Source organism: Levilactobacillus fujinensis, assembly GCF_003946335.1.
In the GTDB taxonomy this organism is placed as follows: Bacteria; Bacillota; Bacilli; order Lactobacillales; family Lactobacillaceae; genus Levilactobacillus; species Levilactobacillus fujinensis.
Genome location: NZ_RHNX01000006.1, coordinates 1 through 23,577, shown reverse-complemented (window position 1 = coordinate 23,577; position 23,577 = coordinate 1). Strand labels below are relative to the sequence as shown.

The following is a 23,577-nucleotide window of genomic DNA, read 5'->3' as shown; positions in this document are numbered from 1 at the left end:
AAGGAAATAGAGCATGATTAAATTAACTAAGCAGTTCTTAACTGCATTGAGCATAGCCACTTTATTTGTTGGAGTGGGTGGTACAACAACACAAGCTAAAACAAAATGGCATAAAGGAACACCTAAAACATTACGTGGAAAGTACAAGACAAAACAGGATTCGGCTGGGCTTATGGCTATTTACAAGATTCGAGCTAAATCTACTTGGTACTGGGCTTCAGGAATGTCGGTCCAGAAGGGGTATAACGTCCACTATGAATCGCTTGGCAACAAACATTACATCATTCGCTATGACGCTCACAAAATTGGGAACTTCAATGGGGGAAAGAAGCTAGAGTTTTCAGTGACCAAGGTTGGTAAAAACATCAAGGTTAATGGCTATAATCAGAAGTACTATAAATACTAAAATGAAAGATTGCATAAATTGCTAGTCTCTACATAAACTTTGTCTAACCGGGCTGGTATGCGCAATCTCGCGACTTTTGCGGGATACATTTTTACTTTGAGTCCCGCACACGTTCAGTAGGGAATACCTCTGAACTTAGACCCTTTTGAATATTTAATTAACCACGAATTATTTAATTTATCAAAACGATTTTTCAGATTTGTTTGTTAAAAAGTGTTTATTTTCAACCCTGTATTTCGTTTGTAAAGTAATGGCTAATTTAACCACTCAAAAGTAACGATTAACTATAAAAGGAGTATTTACAAGATGAAAGAACCTCAAAATAAAGCTCTACTAGCAGCGGCAGCAACAATGATGACTACAGGTATTTTAGTCGCCACAAATAACTTTACAGCCCAAGCAGATACAATCACACCTACTACAGCAGCAACGACAAAATCAACACCCACACAAGATTTGAATCAGGCTAAAGAAGAGGCCAAAGAACAACAACAGCAGGCAGAGAGTACTCAGGCTCAAGCCAATCAGGCCAAAGTCACTGCGGATGCCTCTTCGACTGAGGCAAGCAAGGCACAAAACACTGCTAAACAGGCCAAAGAGGCGTTAGACGTGGCCAAAGAGAATCAGACCACAGCTCAAGTAACTGCTGATGAAGCGACACCCACATCAATTAAACAAGCACAAGAAGACGTTGTAACACAGCAAACAGTTAATCAAAAGGACGCACAACAAGTTGCTGTCGACCAATCCAAGGTCAATACGGCACAAACTACTGTCAATGACGCTGATGCGCAAGTTGATTCTGCAAAACGAGCTGACCAAACTGCCACCAAAGCAGTAACTAACGCTCAAGCTGATGTTAGTGCGGCACAAAAAATTGTCGATGGTGTTGGTAACACCAGTCAAGCATTAAGCAACCTGACACAAGCGCAAGCTGCTGCAGAGAAAGCTAAAGATAATGTAGCTAAAACACAGAACACAGTTACTCAGACGACATCTGCCGTGTCCTCAAACACGACTAAGGTCAACAATGCTCAAGCAAATGCCACGCAAACTCAAACCGATTTGAATATTGCAACCAATGCAGTTACGCAGACAAAAACAGCTGTAGCAAACGCACAGGCAAAACTCGAGAATGCGCAAAATCAAGTTGGTGACACCAATATAATCACAGTAACGCCAGACTACGTTAGTGCCTTGAATAAAACGCTCACAGATATTTCTGATAACACTCAACAAGCAGTCTCAGCAGCTGCTACTACGGCCCTAGCTGCAAACACCTATCAGGACAATATGGCTGACCAAGCCATCAAGATTAATAATGCTACAGATTTGACAGATCCTGTACGAACAGAATTATCAACTTTTGCTGTTAATTTAATCAATGATATTCGGCAACAGTTTGGTTTAGAGAACTTGTCTGTAACTGTTGGTTCGCAAAAATTAGCAAATGAAATTGCTCAAGGATACGAAGCCGATAACTGGATGATTGCCGAAAAAATGGCCCATGACGTAACACTGCTATCAACAGCTGCTCATAATAATGGCTTTACAGGTATCGGTGAAAATGCTGGAACTATTTTTGACGGTTCTCTTGGTAGTCCTAATTGGAACCTTTCTGTGAATGATTTTAAAAAGATGATTTATAATGACATGCTCAGCTTGGCATTTAACGATAGTACAAGTTCATGGGGACACGCGACTAACTTTATTCGGGACTACAGTTATGCCGGTGTTTCAATTAGCACTTTCAAACTATCAGAAGGCCTCTATGGCACTCCTCTATTGGATAACCAGCATCTTATTGACGCACACTATGTGTTTGCACCAGCAGTTAATTTGGTTGATTCTTCAAAATTTGATGCTACTACTATTGTTACCCCAACAGCTTTGACTCCGGCAGAAATTGCCACCTTAGCTCAGAAGTTAGAAGTTGCAAAAACACAGGCAACTGCTGCCAATACAGCACTGCTGAACGCACAAGCTGCCGCAACAGCAGCTAAGTCAGCGTTGATATCCGCTCAATCGAGTTTAGCCACATCTAAACAGGCTCAAACTCAAGCACAGATTGCTGCTAATCAAGCACAAACACAGCTTAAGTCCACAACCCAAGCTGCGGATTCAGCTCAGGCCATTGTTAATAGTCTGACGGCTGATGCACAAACTAAACAAGCAACTTTGACAGTCGCCAAGCAAGCTCTGGCAGAAGCTCAAGCTAATCAGGTAGCTAAGCAAACCGTAGTGGCCGCTAAACAAGCACTTTTATCAGCCGCCCAAGTTAATTTAGATGAAGCCCGAGCGAAACTTACTAAAGATACTAATACGTTGCAAGCTGGCCAGACTAGTTTAAAGTTGAAACAGGCCAAGGTACTGAAGTTACAGCATGCCAAAGACTCACTTGCTGAGGCTAAATCCGCAATGACTCAAGCACAAGCAAAATATGAAGTATTAGCCAAACAAGCAGAGACAGCTAAAAACGTTGCTAACCATGATCAAATTACTTATCAAAACTTGCTAGTTGAAGCAGACAAAGCACAAGCTAAGTTAGCTGACGCTCAAGCTTTAGTTACTAGGCTACAGAATTTAGATGCCGTTAATAACCAGCTTAATGTCGTTAGCCCCGCAGTAAAAACATCCGTGAAACCTACTACTAATTCAAAGGTGAAAAATACAGCGAAGACTAATGTGCCAAAAAAACTCACATCCCGGATGACTAAACATTCTGAAAAGAATGTATCTGAGAAAAAGGCGTCTATGCCTACAGAACCTACAAGAAATTTAGCCGATGAAGTAACGTATAAAGGTACCCCAACAAACAAGGTGACCCAAACTGCGCATACTTTGCCACAAACTAACGCATCTTCTGAAAATTTCTTAACAGTTGCAGGAGTAATTTTAGCGACACTACTGGGCCTATTTGGCTGGAAAACTTTAAATGAGCGAAAGCGTCGGTTCTAAGAACGGTCAGGTGAAAGGATACGTATCTGCTGCATACGTTTGAAACCAATGGGGATATGGTAAATATAGCGTTGCTGTTTAGAAAAAAGCGGTAGCATGGATCAATCGTGATCGGATTAAAGCAGGGTTACACCCATTAAAGGAATCTACCAAACCGGACCAAATTGCACAAAAAATAGTAATCGCATGTTCAAAAATGGTAAATAGTTTCGTCCAAACGTTGAAAACACGTCACATGCTGGCTGGATTATTGACGACTACCTTGCGCCTAAATCTAATCCGATTGTCCATTATGAAAACGGAACCCAATGGGGCCAAGACTCTGTGGATTCCTGGATGCGTCGCTCTGATTTAAATCGAGACATTTTTGCTAAACCCTATCTGTTTAGCAAAAACTACACCGAGATTGGATTAGGCAGACCCCAACATGGTGAGGGAATCTATATGTTCGTCCTCCTATCACATCATTAACTTACAATTACACTGAAGTAGCTTTACATCACTATTTTGCGAATGTACTTAACATCGGTATCTAAAATAGCTTAGAAAATGGTAAAATGGGATTTGTTCATCAAAATTCTGTTTTACCTTTTTGTAGTAATCTTAAAATGAGACAGGTATTTCTCACCATTACCAAAAGGCAAGTAAAGTTCAGTGACATGTCTCTTGATAAAATTGACAACTAACTTCAAGTGTCTATTTTCACGGTTACATAACCACTTCTGGGCACTTTTTTTAAAATTATGATCAACAAGATGCTAGAAGCATTGATATATCAAAGGAGAGAACATTATGAGTACCATTCAATGGTTCCCCGGCCACATGGCCAAGGCGATTCGCCAAATGGAAGAAAATATTCACCTCGTCGACATCGTATTTGAATTAGTCGACGCCCGCATCCCTGCAGCTTCCCGTAACCCGGAGATCGCCCGCATTGCACAACACAAGCCTCATTTGATTATCTTGACTAAAAAAGATCTTGCCGACCCCCAACAAACGGCCGCTTGGATGACCTATTACCGGTCCCAAGGCTTGGCTGCAATTGCCATCGACTCCCGGGCCAATGTGACCCCCAAGCAGATCACGAAGATCGCCAGTAGCGTTCTGGCCGACAAATTGGCTAACGAACGTGAAAAGGGACTGAAAGAACGGCCAATGCGAGCCATGACCGTTGGCGTGCCGAACGTTGGGAAGTCGACTTTGTTAAATCACCTGGTTAACCGTAAGGCCACCGTCACGGGAGATACGCCCGGTGTCACCAAGGGCCAACAATGGTTGCGTTCCAGCAAGCATTTGGAATTACTTGATACGCCCGGCATCTTGTGGCCCAAGTTCAAGGACCAAACGACTGCCCAAGAGTTAGCACTAACCGGTGCCATCAAAGAGAAACTGTATGCTAAGGACGATGTCGCCCTGTATGGCCTGAGTTTCTTTCGGCAGTACTATGCACCGGCTTTGACCGAGCGCTATCACTTAGCACCGGCTGATCTGGAGCTTAGCGATGTTGACCTGCTCTTGAAGATCACCGAAAAAGTCGGTATGCGTGACGACTATGAACGGGCCAGCGAACGCTTCATCTTAGACGCCCGTCACCGCAAGCTCGGTGGCTTCACCCTCGACCGCGCCCCTAAAGGCGATGAGTCCGATGAGTGATCGTCCCAGCTTAAGTGACTTAAAACAGGCGTTAAAGGACGTTGTCAACCCGGCTGACCCGCGACTAGACTCGTTAGCCGCAGATTCCCGCAAAGGGGCTCAGCAGCTTCTAGGACAGATTAAACGGCGGCTGACTAAAGCAGCGGCAGCCGAAACAGCTTTTCAACACCGGTTGCACTACGAGCGGCCATTCTGGCAGCAGGGCCAGCTCGTGGCCGGTATCGATGAAGTTGGTCGCGGCCCACTCGCTGGACCGGTCGTGACGAGTGCAGTAATTCTGCCGTCAGACTTCGATATTCCACTGGTCAATGATTCTAAGCAGCTCACACCTAAGGAACGGGAGCGTCTTTACCCACTGATTCTGGCCCAAGCACAGGCCGTCAGCATTGGTATCGGAAGTCCCCAACTCATTGACCAAATCAACATCTATCAGGCCACCCGGGTTGCCATGCAACGAGCTGTCCTCGGTTTAGGCTTAGCACCCCAGCATCTCATCGTGGATGCCATGCAGATTCCAGTGGACTTGCCCCAGACGCGACTGATCAAGGGGGACGCCAAAAGCGCCAGTGTCGCCGCAGCCAGCATCGTGGCCAAGGTCTACCGGGACCATTTAATGGCAACTTATGATCAGCTTTATCCCGGCTATGGCTTCGCGCAGAACGCCGGCTATGGCACGGCCGAACATCTAGCTGGACTGGCCGATCGGGGCGTTACACCAATTCATCGCAAAACTTTTTCACCCGTACAAAAAATAATCGCGAATAAATCACGGAGTTAACCCTAAAAGGGAAAAGGAGGTTGCCTTATGCAACTAACACTTCGTGATTTTTTCATGCGCTTACCACTCATCCCCGGAATTGGCCACGGGACAACCACAGCCTGCTGGCACTGGACCTTAGATCATCCGCAGCTGACGTACATCAACGCTCGGACCTTAATGACCATGCTGACGGGTCTCGATTTATCCGAAAAACGGACCACAGCTATTACCCAACATCTCTTCTCAGCCGAACTAGATGCCATCATCGCGACTAATCTTGCACATAGTGGCTGTTTAACCATCGCCGACGCAGCATATCCAGAACAACTGAAGGAAACCTACGCCCCTCCGGTAGCTCTATTCTTTCTGGGGGATATCCGCTTGCTGCATGCGCCACAACTAGCCGTGGTGGGGACCCGCCACCCCACGCCGTATGCCATTCGGGCGATGCGACTCTTGTTGCCAGCAGTTGTTGAAAGGGGAATCTGTTTAGTGTCTGGGCTGGCTCAGGGGGTCGACACAATGACCCATCAGGTCGCGCTCGCCCATTGTGGCAAGACCATCGCCGTCATCGGTACGGGGTTGGATCGTTGCTATCCCGCAGCAAACCGCGATTTAATGACTATCCTGACGCACCAGCAACTTATTTTTTCAGAATATCCGTGGGGAACGCAGGGCGCGCGCCACCATTTTCCGGAACGCAACCGCATTATTGCCGGTCTTTCACAAAGTGTCTTGGTGATTGAAGCTGCACATCACTCCGGAAGCCTGATTACCGCTAACATTGCCCTGCAAGAAAATCGAAATGTACTGGCCGTTCCGGGGACTATCGATGGAAAAAATTCGGTTGGAACCAACGAATTAATCTTGGCCGGAGCGAAACCCATCTTGAATTCAGAACATATAATGGAAGAAGTTTTAGTTGACAAGTGGCCCTGACTTGAAATATCATGTGTGGGATTATAGTGAATAAATTAGCGAACTCTAAGTTCGTCGTAAAAACAAATCAAATAGAGGTGACGGTCCGCACCAAATGGGCCTTTATCGTCTATCATTCGAGGGAGTAATGTGATTTGCCGACTAAGTCTAAACCAACAGCAAGCACCAAGAAACGGCGAAAAACGCAAAAAAAATTAGTTATCGTTGAATCACCAGCAAAAGCGAAAACGATCGAAAAATATTTAGGTCGCACCTACAAGGTCATGCCAAGTCTGGGACATGTGCGTGATTTACCAAAGAGTTCGATGGGGGTCGACACCGAAAATAACTATGATCCACACTACATTTCCATTCGTGGTAAGGGTGACGTCATCAAGGGACTACGGTCGGAAGCTAAAAAGGCCAAAGCCGTCTACCTTGCATCTGACCCTGACCGTGAAGGGGAATCCATCGCGTGGCATTTGGCCCACGTCTTAAACCTAGATGTAACCGATAAGAACCGTGTTACGTTTAACGAAATCACGAAAGACGCCGTCAAAGAGGCCTTCAAGACACCCCGAACCATTGACATGGATCTGGTCAATGCCCAACAAGCACGGCGAATTCTTGACCGCTTAGTGGGTTATTCAATTTCACCTCTGCTCTGGAAAAAGGTGAAGAAGGGACTTAGTGCTGGGCGAGTTCAGTCCATCGCTCTGTCACTGATCATCGAGCGAGAAAAGGAAATCAAGGCCTTTGTTCCTGAAGAATATTGGACGATCGACGGTGAGTTCAAGAAGGCACGGCATGCATTTGACGCAAGCTTCTACGGACTTAACGGCAAGAAAGCTAGTTTGAAGGACAATACGGCCGTTCAGGAAGTTTTGGGCAAGCTCGACAAAAAGGGCAAGTTTGACATCGTGAACGTTGTCCGGAAGGAACGGAAGCGTTCACCCCAACCACCATTTACGACCAGTTCCATGCAACAAGACGCTAACCGGAAGCTTAATTTTCGGACGCGAAAGACCATGATGGCTGCCCAACAGCTTTACGAAGGAATCAACCTGGGTAAGGAAGGCACACAGGGGCTCATTACCTATATGCGGACCGACTCCACGCGAATCTCAAGCATTGCCAAGCACGAGGCTTCAACCTTCCTGCACGAAAAATACGGTGCCGAATATGCTGCAACTAAACCCATCAAGGGAAAGTTACCAGAAGGTGCTCAAGACGCCCATGAAGCGATTCGGCCAACCTCTGTCTTCCGGACACCGGCTAGTCTGAAGGAGCGCCTCAACAAGGACCAATTTCGGCTTTATCAACTGATTTGGAACCGATTCGTGGCCAGTCAAATGACGAATGCTGTCATGGATACCATGGCCGTCACGTTGGAACAAAACGGTGTGACGTTCCGGGCCAATGGATCAAAAATGAAGTTTGAAGGGTTCTTAAAGATCTATAAGGATAATAAAGAAAAGGATAATCTATTACCTGATCTTGAGATCGGTGACCAAGTCAACTTGGCCAAAACCGATCCGGCCCAACACTTTACCCAGCCGCCTGCACGTTATTCTGAAGCCAACCTGATTAAGGCGCTGGAAGAAAACGGCGTCGGCCGACCATCAACTTACGCACCAACGTTGGACACGATTCAACGACGGTATTACGTCAAATTAGTCGGTCGGCGTTTTGAGCCAACCGAACTGGGCGAAATCGTCGATGGCATCATCAACGAGTACTTCCCAGACGTGGTCAACGTTGACTTCACGGCCAATTTGGAACATGAATTAGATGGCATCGAAGAGGGCCACCAGGACTGGGTCAAGGTCATTGACACCTTCTATAAACCATTCTCAACGGAAGTCGCTCATGCCGAGGATGCTATCGAAAAGATTCAGATTCGTGATGAACCCGCTGGTTTTGACTGTGACATCTGTGGTGCACCGATGGTCATCAAGATGGGGCGCTACGGGAAATTCTACGCTTGCTCACGTTTTCCTGATTGTCGTAACACCAAACCAATTGTTAAGGAGATTGGTGTCGTTTGTCCCGTTTGTCATAAGGGACAAGTCATCGAACGGAAGTCTAAGAAGAACCGGATCTTCTACGGTTGTTCACGCTATCCCGACTGTGACTTTGTCTCATGGGACAAGCCAGTCGGTCGTGATTGCCCGAAGGATGGTCACTACTTAGTTGCCAAGAAGATTCGTGGCGGCGTGCAAATCGTCTGTCCGAACGGCGACTACGAAGAAGCCCCGCAAAAGTAAGCAAGACTAAAATTAAAATAGGCGTTGGCAGTTTCCCTCGTGGAGGGACTGCCAATGCCTATTTGTATGGGACTACGAATAGCGGATTTTACTGGATGCACCGCGGCTACCAGATATGGGGCCGTCAACCGGCGATTCGGGATTCCGGATTGAAAACCACGCGGCTCTTAGACTGGCCCTATGGCGTAACCGGCCGGCAAGGCGGCTGAACTCACCACATGGCCAGTCGACAGACCGCCATTTTGATGAGTTAGTTGTGTTTTTCAAGGCTGTTTGCTAGCATTAACACGTACAGGAGGTGTTTTTCGTGGATGAATCGGTCTCTCAGTTCATGACGTATCTTAGCGGTGAACGGCAATACTCACCGGAAACGGTTAAGGCCTACCGCGAAGACATCGAAGAGTTTACGCAGTTTTTAACCGATAATGGTGGGGTCAAACCGTGGTCAAAAATTGATCAGCTGGACGTTGAGGTCTACCTGAGCGATCTATATGACCACCATTACGCCCGCACGACTATTGCCCGTAAGCTTTCCACGTTGCGATCGCTTTACAGTTTTCTGATGAGTAATGAGTTGGCCGAAGACGACCCGTTCGCCTACGTCCAACTCAAACACCATCAGAATCATTTGCCCCGGTTCTTCTATGAACGGGAAATGACCGCGCTGTTTACGGCCGCAGCCGCTAATCCGAATACGCAATTAGCAACGCGTGATTCGGCCGTACTTGAGGTTCTGTACGGCACCGGTATTCGGGTCAGTGAGTGCGTTAACCTCACGTTGCCTGACATTGATTTCGATAATCGTATCATGTTGATTCATGGGAAAGGTAACAAGGAACGCTACGTCCCGTTTGGTAATTACGCTAGTGATGCCGTGAAGTGCTACTTCACAGCCGCGCGTACGCCGCTGATGACAAAGTTCAACCGTACCCATCCGTACGTCTTTATCAATGCGCGAGGGGAACAGTTGACGCCAGCTGGGGTGACTTACCTGTTGAATCAGGTTATCAAACGTAGCAGTCTCACTACGGATATTCATCCCCACATGTTGCGGCACACATTTGCCACGCACCTGCTTAACCGGGGCGCAGATCTACGGTCGGTCCAAGAGCTGTTGGGCCATAGCAGCTTGTCGACCACCCAGATCTACACCCATGTGACCCGGGAACACCTACAGCGTGATTACCGCCAGTTCTTCCCACGGGCCACTGAAGAAAAGTCTGATCACACAAAACAATCGTAAGGAGATTGATGAAACTATGCCAGTAAAATTTGAAGCAACCACCATCTGCGCAGTTCGGCATAACGGCCATAATGCCATGGCCGGCGACGGACAAGTGACAATGGGTGAAAAGGTTATCATGAAGGGGACCGCCCACAAGATTCGGCGCATTTATAACAACCAAGTCGTTGTTGGCTTTGCCGGCAGTGTTGCCGACGCCTTCAACCTCGAGGAAAAATTTGAGAGCCAACTCAACGAATACAGCGGTAACCTCCAACGAGCAGCTGTCGAACTCGCTAAATTGTGGCGTTCCGACCAAGCCTTACAAAAATTGGAGGCCTTACTGATCGTCATGGATAAGGATGAAATGTTGTTGGTTTCTGGTTCCGGTGAAGTCATTGCGCCCGATGATGACATCTTAGCCATCGGTTCTGGTGGGAACTTCGCCTTAGCCGCTGCCACCGCCTTACACCACCACGCCAAAGATATGAGCGCCAAGGAAATTGCTGAAAGCGCCATTCATATCGCTGGTGGCATCGATATCTTTACCAACGAAAATGTTATTTCTGAAGAACTTTAATCGAAACGGAGGAATCCATTGTGGACGCCATTAATAAAACACCTAAAGAAGTCGTTGCCTTACTCGATCAATACGTTATTGGCCAGGACGAAGCCAAGCGGGCGATTGCGATTGCTCTACGTAACCGCTACCGTCGCATGCAACTAGACACCGCCATGCAAGAAGAAATTTCACCTAAGAACATGTTGATGATCGGACCGACCGGGGTTGGGAAAACTGAAATTGCCCGTCGGTTAGCTAAGATCGTTCACGCCCCATTTACCAAGGTCGAAGCCAGCAAGTTTACCGAAGTTGGGTACGTTGGTCGCGATGTAGAGTCTATGGTCCGTGATTTGGTCGAAGTTTCCGTTGCCATGGAAAAGCAAGATCAGTTCAAGAATGTTCGTGCTGATGCCATTCAAGCCGCTAACAAGCGACTGGTAAAGTTGCTGGCACCCGCTAAGAAGAAGGAAAATAAGAACAACAATGAGTTTGCCAACATGATGAATATGTTCTCCCAGATGCAGAATGGTCAGACGCCAACTGCACCAAGTGAAGACGAAGAAGTCACCGATGACATTCGTAACGAACGCTTGTCCTTATCTGAACAACTCGACAAGGGTCTGCTCGAAACGCATATGGTCGAAATCGAAATGGATGATCCCCAACAAGCCAACGCGGGTGACAACAACATGCTAGGCCAAATGGGTGTGGACCTCAATGATACGTTGGGCGCTATTATGCCTAAAAAGCGTATCAAGCGGACAGTTACGGTCGCCGAAGCACGGGAAATTTTGGTTGCTGAAGAGTCCGAAAAACTGGTCAACAACGCCGATATCAATCATGACGCTATCAAACGAGCTGAAAATACTGGCATTATCTTCCTCGATGAAATTGATAAAATTGCTAAGGGCAGTGGCCAAAATAGTGGCGACGTTTCCCGTGAGGGGGTTCAACGCGATATCTTACCAATCGTTGAAGGAACACAGGTTAAGACCAAGTACGGGACGATTGACACCGATCACATTCTGTTCATCGCAGCCGGGGCATTCGCTGAATCCAAGCCAAGCGATCTGATTGCTGAGCTACAAGGTCGTTTCCCAATTCGAGTCGAATTGAACGACCTGAGTAAAGACGATTTCGTTAAAATTTTGACGGAGCCTAATAACGCTTTGATCAAGCAATATATTGCATTGATCGGCACGGACAACGTTAAGGTCACATTCACCATGGAAGCGATTGAGCGGATTGCCGACCTGGCCTTTGAACTGAACCATGAAAACCAAAATATTGGCGCACGTCGTCTACAAACTGTTCTGGAAAAGCTGTTGGAAGACCTGCTGTTTGAAGGCCCCGACATGGGTACCGGTGATGTAACGATTACTGAAAGCTACGTCAATGATAAGATTGGTGACATTGTGCAGAACAAGGACCTGTCGCGTTACATCCTGTAAATAATTTGTGGGGCTGAGACGGTTGTCTTGGCCCTTTTTTCGTCAATCAGGTATGATGATGCGTATAAGGCCGCACCCTGGCTAAGCTTGTTGGCCACTATAGAAAATGGTAGCTGCCACTAAATGACTGACCCATTTATCCCTAAAAGTATCAGTTAGGCTTACGTTTCACAGACCATGGGAAAGGCTCTGTCTGAACAATGGGCCAGATAGCTATGCCGCTTTCAGATCCCTTTTAACCGCTTATTTAGGTCATTTAATCTTCGTCATAAAAAAGTACTATGGGAGGAACTTACAATGCTAACGTTAAAGAACACGTATTTAACGGTTAAGATTAATCCCTTGGGCGCCGAGTTAACCAGCGTTCAGGATAACAACAGTCACTTGGAATACATGTGGCAGGCAGATAAGGCTTACTGGGGCCGCCACGCGCCATTCCTATTTCCCATCGTGGGCCGCCTACAAGATAATCGGTATCAACTTGCCGGCAAGACCTATCAGATGACACAGCACGGATTCGCCCGTGACCGTAAATTTCAAGTGGTTGCGCAAACGGATACAGCACTGAGCTTACAGTTGATTGCCGACGAACAGAGTCATCAGCTATTTCCTAGCGACTTCACCCTGACGATTACCTATACACTGATCGATCACCAACTAAAGGTGGCCGCAGAGGTTGTTAATCCGGCCGATACGCCGCTGGTCTTTTCATTTGGCGCTCATCCCGGATTCAACGTTCCCTTGGGTGAGGCGACTGCCGACTTTACTGATTACCAAATCACGGTCTCTCCCAAACAAACATATCAGCGGGTGCCACTTGTCGGACCATATAGTGATACTGGGCACACGGTACCATTCGACTTAACGCAGCCATTACAATTGGCTCATAAGTTATTTGATCACGATGCACAGGTTCTCGCGCTGGACAATCAGGAGACAACCCTCATGCTGAGCAGTGCAGTCAATGATCACGGCATTGCCTTGACGGTTGCGTCACCCTATGTGGGTATCTGGTCACCGTACCCGAAACAGGCCCCATTTATTTGTATCGAGCCATGGTGGGGCTTAGCGGACGACGTTCAAGCCACAGGGAACCTGGAAACAAAGGTTGCCATCAATCGGCTTGCCGCTCACCAGAGTTTCCAGGCGGCTTATCAAATCACGTATTTCTAAAGGGAATCGTGCAACTTGTCATGTTACCATCTCGAGCTTAATGTTCGCCGACTAATCGCCTTTGGACGCGTTTGTCGAAAAAAAGGAGGCCAGGACACAATGTCCAGGTCTCCTTACGTCTCTAATGCGTTTTAGATTTCTGCTGATTGCGATAGCCCCGGCCAAAGGGAACCATCGATTCTGTGCCTTCACGGATACGCCGAATATTGGTTCGGTGACGATAAAAAACAAAGATAGTCAGGACCAACGCAATTCCGGTGAGGTACCAATCCTGAAACGCCAGCGAAATCAACGTAATCAGGCTAAAGGCAATCATACTGGCTAGACTAACCATACTGGTCCAGTAGATCAGGCTGACCCACAACCCGGCGGCAATTACAAACATCAAGGGATTATAAGCCAGCAACATCCCCGCAGACGTAGCGACGGCCTTGCCACCTTTGAAGTGATCAAAGATCGATACCGTATGGCCCAAAATAGCAAATAACCCGAACAGCAAGGGGGTCGCCGTTCCTAAAAAGGTCGTTACATGTCCCAAGGTCGGCAGTAGTGTGGCAACGCTTCCCTTAGCAATATCGAGGACCATGACGGCCGTTCCAGCGTACGGACCTAAGACCCGATACGTATTGGTCGTCCCAATGTTACCAGACCCCGATTGGCGAATATCTGTTCCAAAGAAGGCTTTACCAACCCAGACACCGTTAGGAATAGCGCCTAGTAGGTAAGCCAAAATAAGTAACCCAATTAATTTCACGACTCGATTCCTCCGCTCTTTCTCCCAATGTAGTCCTCATGACCGCACTGCAAATAAGCTGCTCTATATTTTAGCATGTTTTCAACGCCACGCCAATTATCTCAGGAGAACTAGCCAGTTTTTAACTTCCTGTGGTATGATAATGTGGTTATTGCTTACCAAGCTGTGGGCGTTTAACCGTTTTATTTGAACATACGTTCGCATTGCGGTAAACTAGGTAAGTATCGCAACACACCAATTAAAACGAATAAAAATGTAAAGGGGATTTACGCATGGCGAAAGCAAAACCAAAGTATGATGATTCCTCCATTCAGGTCTTGGAGGGATTGGAAGCTGTTCGTAAACGTCCTGGGATGTATATCGGTTCAACCGACGGCCGTGGGCTGCACCACTTGGTCTACGAAATCGTAGATAACGCCGTTGATGAAGCCTTAGCGGGCTACGGTAAAGAAATTAACGTAACCATTCACCAGGATAACAGTATCACGGTGGTCGACCATGGACGGGGTATGCCAGTAGGTATGCACGCCTCAGGGATTCCGACACCCGAGGTCATCTTAACGGTCCTCCACGCCGGGGGTAAATTTGGCCAGGGTGGTTACAAGACTTCTGGAGGCCTTCACGGGGTCGGCGCGTCCGTCGTGAATGCTTTGTCTAGCAAGTTGACCGTTACTATTGTGCGAGATGGCGTTCGTTACCAAGAAAAGTTTGCTGATGGTGGGAAACCACAAGGCACACTGAAAAAGCTAGGTAATACCCGTGCGCATAACGGAACCACAATCGACTTTAAACCAGATAGCAGTATCTTTACCACCACGGTCTATAACTTCGGGACATTGTCCGAACGACTACGCGAATCGGCCTTTCTGTTGAAGGGCGTTAAGATTACGTTGACTGACGAACGTGAGGGTCAAGAAAAAGCTGAAGAATACCATTTTGAAGACGGCATCAAAGAGTTCGTTGGCTACTTAAACGAAGATAAGGATACATTGGGCAACGTCATGTACTTTGATGGCAAAAAAGACGGTATCGAAGTTGAGGTTGCCGCACAGTACAATGATGGCTATACCGAAAATTTACTGTCCTTCGTCAATAACGTCCGTACTAAGGATGGGGGAACCCATGAAGTCGGTATGCGAAGCGGCTGGACTAAAGCATTCAACGAATATGCGCGTAAGGTCGGCCTGTTAAAGGACCGCGATAAGAACCTGGAGGGTTCCGACGTGCGTGAAGGACTCTCCGCGGTGATTTCACTGCGGGTTCCCGAAAACCTGCTGCAATTTGAAGGGCAAACCAAAGAAAAGCTTGGGACACCTGAAGCCCGGACCATCGTTGATAGCGTTATCAGTGAACAGCTCGGTTACTATCTCATGGAAAATGGGGACTTCGGGAAGATGCTGATCAAGAAGTCTACGCAAGCTCGTCAAGCCCGGGAAGCCGCTCGTAAGGCACGTGACGAAAGTCGGAATGGCAAACGGCATAAGAAACATGAACGGTTGTTATCTGGTAAGCTCACGCCAGCGCAGTCCAAAGATGCGTCAAAGAACGAATTATTCTTAGTCGAAGGAGACTCCGCCGGTGGCTCGGCTAAGCAAGGTCGTAACCGGAAGTTCCAAGCCATCCTGCCTTTACGGGGAAAGGTTTTGAACACGGAACGGGCTAAGCTTCCAGATATTATGAAAAATGAAGAAATCAGTACCATGATCTACACGATTGGGGCGGGTGTCGGGACCGAATTTAATATTGAGGATGCCAACTATGACAAAATCATTATTATGACCGATGCCGATGATGATGGTGCTCACATCCAAATTTTACTGCTGACCTTCTTTTATAAGTACATGCGGCCAATGATCGACGCAGGACGTGTTTATATTGCCTTACCGCCGTTATATCGAATCAAACGAACCGGTAAGCGTCAAGATATCGAATATGCTTGGACTAACGACGAATTGACCGAAAAGACTCAGAAAATTCCGAACCACGGTTACAACCTCCAACGTTTTAAAGGGTTAGGGGAAATGGATGCCGAACAACTATGGGAAACGACCATGGATCCCGATAACCGAACGTTGATTCGTGTCCAAATCGACGATGCCGCCTTGGCTGAACGCCGCGTCACAACATTGATGGGTGACAAGGTTGAACCCCGTCGGAAATGGATTGAAAATAACGTTCAATTTACACTGGAAGATGACAATACCAGTTTATTAGAAAATGATACTACGTCGACCAGTGATTAATCGACCGGTGAAAGGAGCAAACATGTCGTGAGTGAAGGACAAAAGATTCAAGAAATAACTCTGGAAGAAGTCATGGGCGACCGGTTCGGCCGTTATTCCAAATCCATCATCCAAGAACGGGCTTTACCTGACGTAAGAGACGGTTTAAAGCCCGTCCAGCGCCGGATTTTGTTTGCCATGAATAAGGATGGTAATACCTATGATAAGGGCTTCCGGAAGTCTGCAAAGTCCGTCGGAAATGTCATGGGGAACTTTCACCCCCATGGTGATAGCTCTATCTACGAAGCGCTGACCCGGATGAGCCAAGATTGGAAGGTTCGCGAACCCCTGATCGAGATGCACGGAAACAATGGATCCATGGACGGTGATCCGGCTGCTGCCATGCGGTATACCGAGGCTCGTTTAAGTAAATTGGCCGGTGAAATGTTACGGGATATCGATAAAGACACGGTCGAAATGGTCTTAAACTTTGATGACACCGAGTACGAACCAACCGTTCTACCAGCTCGGTTTCCAAATCTGTTGGTCAACGGGGCAACTGGAATTTCTGCCGGATATGCAACGGACATTCCGCCGCACAACCTGGGCGAGGTCGTTGACGCTTGTATTTATCTATTGCGTCATCCTCAGGCCAACCTGGAAGAACTGATGGGTTTCGTTCAGGGACCGGATTTCCCAACGGGTGGAATCATCCAAGGGAAAGACGGTATTGTAAAGGCGTACGAAACCGGTCGTGGACGAATCGTTGTCCGTTCTAAAACGACTATTGAAGCCTTACGGGGTAACAAAAGTCAGATTACGGTCACTGAGATTCCATACGAGGTCAACAAGGCCCAACTGGTCAAGAAGATCGATGAGATTCGCTTGAACAAAAAGGTTGAAGGCCTAGCTGAAGTCCGTGATGAAACCGATCGGGACGGTCTACGAATCGCCATTGAACTGAAGCGAGATGCCGATGCACAAGGGGTACTCAACTACCTATTCAAAAATACTGAATTACAGATCGCCTATAATTTCAATATGGTCGCCATTAATCACAAACGCCCCGAACACGTGGGTTTAAAGACCATTTTGACGGCTTATCTGGAACACCAGCGACAGGTCATTACGAAGCGAACGGAATATGACTTACAAAAAGCCTTGGACCGACAACACATCGTCACTGGGCTGATCAAGGCACTGTCCATACTGGATCAAGTGATCAAGACCATTCGTGCCAGCAAGAACCGACGGGATGCACGTGACAACCTGGTCAGCACTTACGATTTCTCCGAAAAGCAGGCTGACGCCATTGTTGCCTTACAGCTGTACCGGTTGACGAATACCGATGTGACCCAATTGGAAGCCGAGTCCGAAAAACTATCTGCTGCCATTGCGGAAGACCACAAAATTTTAGCTGAACCTAAGACTTTGAACGCCGTTTTACGGAAAGAACTCAAGGCAGTTGGCAAAGAATACCGGAACCCACGGCGTACCGAGATTCAAGCCGAGATTGAGGACTTGAAGATCAATACCGAGGTTACGGTTGCCGACGAAGAAGTTGTTGTTTTAGTGAGCCATGACGGTTATCTGAAACGTTCTGGTGTGCGATCATATACCGCATCTGATCCTAACGATAACGGGCTGAAGGATGAGGATTACCCAATCTTCATGCAAAAGCTCAGTACGCTAGACCACTTAATGATGTTTACCAACAAGGGCAATCTCATTTATCGACCCGTCCATGAGATCAGCGACGTTAAGTGGAAGGAAACCGGTGAACACATTTCGCAGACCACTGGCTTAGCCGCGGATGAGGAAATCGTTGCCACGTTTGCCTTCAAGACGCTCAAGGAACCTGGTCGTTTCCTAATTGCCACCAGTGATGGCTACATCAAGCAAACAGCCTTCAGTGACTTAACACCAGGGCGAACATATAAGAGTCGCGCTGCCATTTACGAAAAGCTCAAACATCCCGAAGCACGCGTCGTGCAGGTTAAGTATCTGACCGAACCTATCGACCAGGGTATCCTATTAGTTTCCAAAAATGGTTATGCTTTGCGCTACAGCATTGACGAAGTCTCAATCAACGGTGCTCGAACAACCGGTGTGCGGTCGATGGATCTTCGCGATGATGACGAGGTCGTTAACTTGGCTCTTGTCACCGATAGCGATACGATTGCCATGATTACCCAGCGAGGAGCCTTTAAGCGCTTAGCCATGAAGGAATTATCGATAACTAGCCGGGCTCGCCGGGGGGTCATCATCCTGCGTGAGTTGAAACGTGATCCGCATCGCATTGTTGACTTTATGTCGATTCCTGTGGGGAATCCGCCACTGGAAATTTTGACCAGTCGCGAGCGAACCCACGATGTCTTGCCAACGGAACATCCGTTAAGCGGTCGGTACTCCAACGGTTCCTTTGTGGTTGACACGGATGTCGAGGGAATTCCAACGCAACTACGCGTTAAACCAACGGCACTCGTTTTAGACTAGTTAGTTGCTAGCAATGATTTTATAAGCAGAAATCGTTGCGCTTTTAGGCCAAACAGCCTATCATAGTGATTAATAGTAACCATTAGGTTGGCCTGGCATCAGACTAATCATAAGGAGTAAAAGCGGATGAAGACGAAACAGGAAAGTATCTTTTCTTCAAAGACCTTGACGTATTTCCTACAGCTAGCGGAAACTATGAATTACACCCAAGCTGCTCAGATTCTAGGAATTACGCAACCGGCATTGACGCAACAGATCAAGAAGCTTGAACGAACTGTGGGGGCACCGCTCTTCTATTCGGTCGGCAAAAAGTTGCGGTTATCTGACGCTGGTTACACGATGTTGGACGCTACGCACAAAATTTATGGCATCTTGAATCAAGCTACTGACGAGATTCAACAGTCGACCAGCGCAACTCAAGGAGAAATCAACATTGGGTTACTGGCCTCCATGGAAGACGCTGTCTTTGAGGACTTTGCTATCTTGTCCTACCAGAACAATCCCGACTTAAAGATTTCTTTTCACATGTTAACGCGTAAGGAAATTTGGGAACGACTGGAAAACAACAAGATTGACCTGGCTATCATGTATTTGCCGGATGACTCGATTAAGAACTGGAAACCTTATGAGTCTAAGAAAATCATTTCGGACGACCTTTTGTTCATTCACCACGACGAACAACTGTCAAAGAAACGCCGAATCAAGTTCAAGGACACTACGGCTGATGTTTGGGCAATGTATCCAGAGGGTTACTACCTTAATCAAACGTTGCATGAAGCCTATAAGAACCAATTAGCTGATTTTCCTAAGAGTGTCGCTAACTTTACGACGCCAACTCAGCTGTTGCACTTCTCCATGCAGACGCAGGCTTCCACGGCACTGCCGAACTCGTTCATGATTGGTCAGGATGATTTGCCACAAACTTGGACGGCGCATTTCGATCCTAACATCCGCTTTGACTTAGCCTTTGTGTTCCGCAAGGGTAAAGCCGAAATTCCGCGAATCAGCCATTTCTTGGCACAATTCGATCGTTATCTACACACAGACGATTATATTTCGCGGCTCAAGCAATTGCGTAACAAGTAACACTAAAACTATTCTGTTAAAGGAGTTCTACTCATGAGTAAGTCATTAATTTTCGGTCACCAGAATCCAGATACGGACGCCATTGTTGCTGCTAAGGCGTTTGCCTACTTTCAAACCCAAAAGGGCTACGACGTTGAAGCCGTTGCTTTGGGCGAACCTAACATGGAAACCACTTACGTTTTAAACCACTTCGATGAACCCGCACCACGGGTCGTTAAGACAGTTTCAAACGAAGTCGATGATGTTATGCTAGTCGACCATAACGAAGCGCAACAAAGTGTTAGTGACCTTGATAAGGTGCAGGTCAGCTTCGTCATTGACCATCACCGCATCGCCAACTTCGAGACGACTTCACCTCTGTACTACCGGGCAGAACCTGTTGGCTGCACGAGCACAATCTTGACCGAAATGTTTAACGAAGAAAAAATGGAAATTCCCGTTAAATTAGCTGGTTTGATGTTATCTGCGATTATCTCTGATACGTTGCTGCTCCAATCACCAACCACGACCGACGCTGACCGCGAAGCCGTTCGCATGTTAGCCGAAATCGCTGATATTGACGTTCAAAGCTACGGTATTGCGATGTTAAAGGCAGGGACTAACTTGGCTGCCAAGAGTGATAAGGAGCTCATCGATGGCGATGCAAAATCCTTTGATATGGCTGGCCACAGTGTTCGTATCGGTCAAATCAACACGGTTGACTTAGCTGACGTACTGGACCGTCAAGCCGGCTTGGAAAAAGAAATGCAAGCCGAAATGGCCGCTGATGGTTATGATTTGTTCATTACCTTAGCAACCAATGTCTTGAACAGTGACTCCGAATTAATCGTTGCTGGTGAACCTAAGGAAATTGTCGAAAAGGCCTTCAACACTAAGCTTGCCAACAACCGTGCTAGTTTACCAGGCGTTGTTTCCCGGAAGAAGCAAGTTGTGCCACCATTGACGGCTGCTTTCGAAGCTTAATTCGCTCAATTTACAATCCAAATGAACGCTCCATGGCAATTTAACGATTGTCATGAAGCGTTTTAATTCGCTTTAAAGTCGGTGCCTGCTATAATAACGCCGATGGTAGCCGTTAGGCATCTTCCTTCGCGAAGAGAGGGATTATGCATGACAAGAAGCTTTTGGTCCCGGGGGATTACCCTTGCGGTTGTTACTGTTGGTCTTTTTGTCACCCCAGTGGGCGGGAGTGCTGTTGCTGTGGCTGCAGCCGGCACAACACCTTTTGGTCCGGAGCGGTTTGCCCACAATCACGCGACCTACGTAATCACCACCAAATCGGCTTACTATCGGCAAGTTTGGCAATCTGCCATTAACGCTTGGAATAAAACCGGTGCGTTTCATTTTAAATTAAGTACTACCAATGCACAGATTACCCTCAAAACAGCTTCAAAAACACAGGCTGCGGCTCTGGGAGAAGACGTCGGCTTAACTGATTATTGGTCTAAGAACGACCTGCTACTCGACGTCACGGCAACACTCAATCCACCACTCCTGAAATCGTACGCGTATTCACGAGCTGACGATGTTCACGTAGCGGAACATGAATTAGGTCACACCATGGGATTAGCACACAACCCAGCGAAAGAAAGTGTGATGTACTATCGCAATCGCTCCGTTGGAATCAAGCAAGTTGACGTAAATGGCGTTAAACTGCGTTACCAAACTCCGGCTGGTCAATCCAGCTAACATTAAGCCGCTAGTTGACGATGAGTCGACTGGCGGCTTTTTTAATCTTCTCGGCAGCCAGTATGGAACTAGAAAGATCTGAGGCAAGGCCGGTACAAGAGCAATTTCAGGAGTGCAATCCGAGTGTACATGCACGAAACAAATTAGTTGCGTTTTAACCTAGAAGTCTTAAACTAGAGCCTATAGATGATTAATTGTGCACAATTAATTGGAGGGGATTATTATGGGTAAACAAGATTCAAAAGATGATTTAAAGCAACGACTCACCGCTGAAGAATTTGCTGTTACGCAGGAAGCAGCCACAGAAGCAGCGTTCACCGGAAAGTATGACCATTTCTACGAACCCGGTATCTACGTGGACATCGTCAGTGGTCAACCGCTATTTAGTTCAACCGACAAGTATGATGCGGGTTGTGGCTGGCCATCTTTTACCAAGCCAATTGACGCGACTAACGTAAAAGAAAACACCGATCACTCATTTGGCATGGTACGTCAGGAAGTTCGTAGTACGGATGCGGGCTCACACTTAGGTCATGTCTTTAACGATGGGCCGGCAGACCAGGGCGGCTTGCGCTACTGTATCAATTCAGCAGCACTTAAATTCATTCCAGTTGATAAACTAGAAGCAAACGGCTATCACGATTTTGGTCAACTGTTCAACTAACAAAGGAGGGAATTTTGCATGGCTCAAATTGAAACGGCAATCTTCGCTGGCGGCTGCTTTTGGTGTATGGTGAAACCTTTTGACACGCAGCCGGGGATTCAATCCGTTATTTCCGGTTACACTGGTGGCTATACGGTTAATCCCACTTATGCCGATGTTGCCAGTCACACAACCGGCCATACCGAGGCCGTTAAGATCACCTTCGATCCTGCGATAATCAGTTATGCCAGGCTTGTTGAAATTTATTGGCAGCAAACTGATCCGACCGATGCTAGTGGTCAATTTCAAGACCGCGGCGATAGTTACCGGCCAGTCATCTATGTAGCTAACGATAAACAACGACAGACTGCCCAAAAATCCAAAGCTGATTTAGCGGCTAGCGCACAGTTTGATGCCCCAATCGTCACTCGAATTGAAGATGCCCAGCCATTTTATCCCGCCGAAGAAGCGCATCAGGACTTCTACCGGAAGAATCCCTTACGCTACCAAATCGAAGAAATGGGTGGTCGGGAAGCCTTTATCCAGAAAAATTGGCACTAGCAAGTCTCCATTTGCATGTTACAATTAGGTAAAGGACGGGGATTTTACGTATGGGCTATGTACTAGATTTACGGCAAAAAGTAGGTCAGCAACCATTAATTGTCGTTGGTTCGGCTGCCATTGTCCGCCAACAGCAGCAACTCTTACTGGTTGAACGTCGAGATAATCATCTCTGGGGCTTGCCAGCTGGGTCAAAAGAATTAAATGAAGAGACGACTGTGACCGCCGAGCGTGAGTTACACGAAGAAACTGGCTTACAAGGAACCGTTCAGAAACTGTTGGCAGTGGTCAGCGGTCAAAATATGCAGTACACGTATCCAAATGGTGACCAAATTGATTCGGTGACCGTGGTCTACGAGGTATCTGCAACTGGTAACTTGGCAGCCACGACGGATGAAACCAGTAACGCTAATTTTTTTGATTTAAATAAATTACCGGATCAGCTGACACCGTTGACCAAAAAGATATTGATCACGCTCAAATTAATTTAAGGGCGAATTTTATAATCAAGTTAGCCACTTAGAATTTAGGACAAAATAAATACACCAAGACGTAAATCTCAGGTATCATTGGAGTTCTCACACAAACAATGAAAGAGGTCTTCGTCTTGATGCAAGAACAGCTTACCATGAATCGTCCTAAGGGTCACCACTTAACTTTGAAAGAGCGCGGAAACATTGAGGTCTACTTCAATCACGACGAGTATTCTCGGCGTAAGATTGCCGAACTAATTGGCGTTAGCCCGCAGACCATAAA

General features: G+C 47.0%; 20 protein-coding genes. 19 read left to right on the top strand and 1 reads right to left on the bottom strand.

The genetic code is table 11. From position 1 onward, the window contains the following. Positions 1-13 precede the first annotated feature (13 nt). The 10 genes from EKM89_RS03490 (at position 14) to EKM89_RS03445 (ending at position 13,370) form a co-directional block, all read left to right on the top strand. Positions 14-406 (top strand): hypothetical protein, encoded by a 393-nt coding sequence (locus EKM89_RS03490; protein ID WP_125685775.1) that lies wholly within the window; start codon positions 14-16, stop codon positions 404-406. Positions 407-712: 306 nt separating this feature from the next. Further along, positions 713-3,364 (top strand): SEC10/PgrA surface exclusion domain-containing protein, encoded by a 2,652-nt coding sequence (locus EKM89_RS03485; protein ID WP_125685774.1) that lies wholly within the window; start codon positions 713-715, stop codon positions 3,362-3,364. A gap of 792 nt (positions 3,365-4,156) precedes the next feature. Continuing rightward, positions 4,157-5,017 (top strand): ribosome biogenesis GTPase YlqF, encoded by an 861-nt coding sequence (ylqF, locus tag EKM89_RS03480; RefSeq protein ID WP_125685773.1) that lies wholly within the window; start codon positions 4,157-4,159, stop codon positions 5,015-5,017. After that, a complete protein-coding gene (locus tag EKM89_RS03475; protein ID WP_125685772.1) occupies positions 5,010-5,795 on the top strand; it encodes a ribonuclease HII in 786 nt (261 codons plus the stop codon). Before ylqF ends, EKM89_RS03475 begins: the two co-directional genes overlap by 8 nt. Positions 5,796-5,822: 27 nt before the next feature. After that, positions 5,823-6,716, top strand: coding sequence for a DNA-processing protein DprA (gene dprA, locus EKM89_RS03470; RefSeq protein ID WP_125685771.1), 894 nt, complete (start codon positions 5,823-5,825; stop codon positions 6,714-6,716). A gap of 134 nt (positions 6,717-6,850) precedes the next feature. After that, the gene (topA, locus tag EKM89_RS03465; RefSeq protein ID WP_125685770.1) at positions 6,851-8,962 is read left to right on the top strand and encodes a type I DNA topoisomerase; all 2,112 of its coding nucleotides are present in this window, start codon (positions 6,851-6,853) and stop codon (positions 8,960-8,962) included. Between the two features lie 331 nt (positions 8,963-9,293). Next, the gene (xerC, locus tag EKM89_RS03460) at positions 9,294-10,205 is read left to right on the top strand and encodes a tyrosine recombinase XerC (protein WP_382333236.1); all 912 of its coding nucleotides are present in this window, start codon (positions 9,294-9,296) and stop codon (positions 10,203-10,205) included. 16 nt (positions 10,206-10,221) lie between these two features. Continuing rightward, positions 10,222-10,764, top strand: coding sequence for an HslVU peptidase proteolytic subunit (hslV, locus tag EKM89_RS03455; RefSeq protein ID WP_125685768.1), 543 nt, complete (start codon positions 10,222-10,224; stop codon positions 10,762-10,764). Between the two features lie 20 nt (positions 10,765-10,784). Next, positions 10,785-12,197 carry an ATP-dependent protease ATPase subunit HslU gene (gene hslU, locus EKM89_RS03450; protein WP_125685767.1) on the top strand — a complete coding sequence of 471 codons (1,413 nt, stop codon included), beginning with the start codon at positions 10,785-10,787 and terminating at the stop codon, positions 12,195-12,197. A gap of 297 nt (positions 12,198-12,494) precedes the next feature. Beyond that, positions 12,495-13,370 (top strand): aldose 1-epimerase family protein, encoded by an 876-nt coding sequence (locus tag EKM89_RS03445; protein ID WP_125685766.1) that lies wholly within the window; start codon positions 12,495-12,497, stop codon positions 13,368-13,370. Positions 13,371-13,491: 121 nt separating this feature from the next. Here the strand turns inward: EKM89_RS03445 and plsY are convergent, their stop codons facing one another. Beyond that, positions 13,492-14,124, bottom strand: a complete 633-nt coding sequence (gene plsY / locus EKM89_RS03440; RefSeq protein WP_125685765.1) for a glycerol-3-phosphate 1-O-acyltransferase PlsY — start codon at positions 14,122-14,124, stop codon at positions 13,492-13,494. Positions 14,125-14,396: 272 nt separating this feature from the next. Between plsY and parE the strand changes: the two genes are divergently transcribed. From parE to EKM89_RS03395, 9 genes are all read left to right on the top strand, one after another. Further along, a complete protein-coding gene (gene parE, locus EKM89_RS03435; RefSeq protein ID WP_125685764.1) occupies positions 14,397-16,367 on the top strand; it encodes a DNA topoisomerase IV subunit B in 1,971 nt (656 codons plus the stop codon). Between the two features lie 27 nt (positions 16,368-16,394). Then, positions 16,395-18,842, top strand: coding sequence for a DNA topoisomerase IV subunit A (gene parC, locus EKM89_RS03430; protein ID WP_125685763.1), 2,448 nt, complete (start codon positions 16,395-16,397; stop codon positions 18,840-18,842). A gap of 126 nt (positions 18,843-18,968) precedes the next feature. Next, complete coding sequence (locus EKM89_RS03425) at positions 18,969-19,928, top strand: LysR family transcriptional regulator (RefSeq protein WP_048736020.1); 960 nt, start codon at positions 18,969-18,971, stop codon at positions 19,926-19,928. A 33-nt stretch (positions 19,929-19,961) separates the two neighbouring features. Beyond that, positions 19,962-20,891 (top strand): manganese-dependent inorganic pyrophosphatase, encoded by a 930-nt coding sequence (locus EKM89_RS03420; protein ID WP_125685762.1) that lies wholly within the window; start codon positions 19,962-19,964, stop codon positions 20,889-20,891. Between the two features lie 147 nt (positions 20,892-21,038). Then, a complete protein-coding gene (locus tag EKM89_RS03415) occupies positions 21,039-21,617 on the top strand; it encodes a matrixin family metalloprotease (protein WP_125685761.1) in 579 nt (192 codons plus the stop codon). A 223-nt stretch (positions 21,618-21,840) separates the two neighbouring features. Further along, positions 21,841-22,281: a peptide-methionine (R)-S-oxide reductase MsrB gene (gene msrB / locus EKM89_RS03410; RefSeq protein WP_125685760.1), complete on the top strand. Its 441-nt coding sequence runs from the start codon at positions 21,841-21,843 to the stop codon at positions 22,279-22,281. 18 nt (positions 22,282-22,299) lie between these two features. Next, positions 22,300-22,821: a peptide-methionine (S)-S-oxide reductase MsrA gene (gene msrA / locus EKM89_RS03405; protein WP_125685759.1), complete on the top strand. Its 522-nt coding sequence runs from the start codon at positions 22,300-22,302 to the stop codon at positions 22,819-22,821. Positions 22,822-22,871: 50 nt separating this feature from the next. Continuing rightward, positions 22,872-23,312: an NUDIX hydrolase gene (locus tag EKM89_RS03400; RefSeq protein ID WP_125685758.1), complete on the top strand. Its 441-nt coding sequence runs from the start codon at positions 22,872-22,874 to the stop codon at positions 23,310-23,312. A gap of 98 nt (positions 23,313-23,410) precedes the next feature. After that, the coding region (locus EKM89_RS03395; RefSeq protein WP_164510493.1) for a helix-turn-helix domain-containing protein at positions 23,411-23,577 on the top strand (167 nt) is incomplete at its 3' end.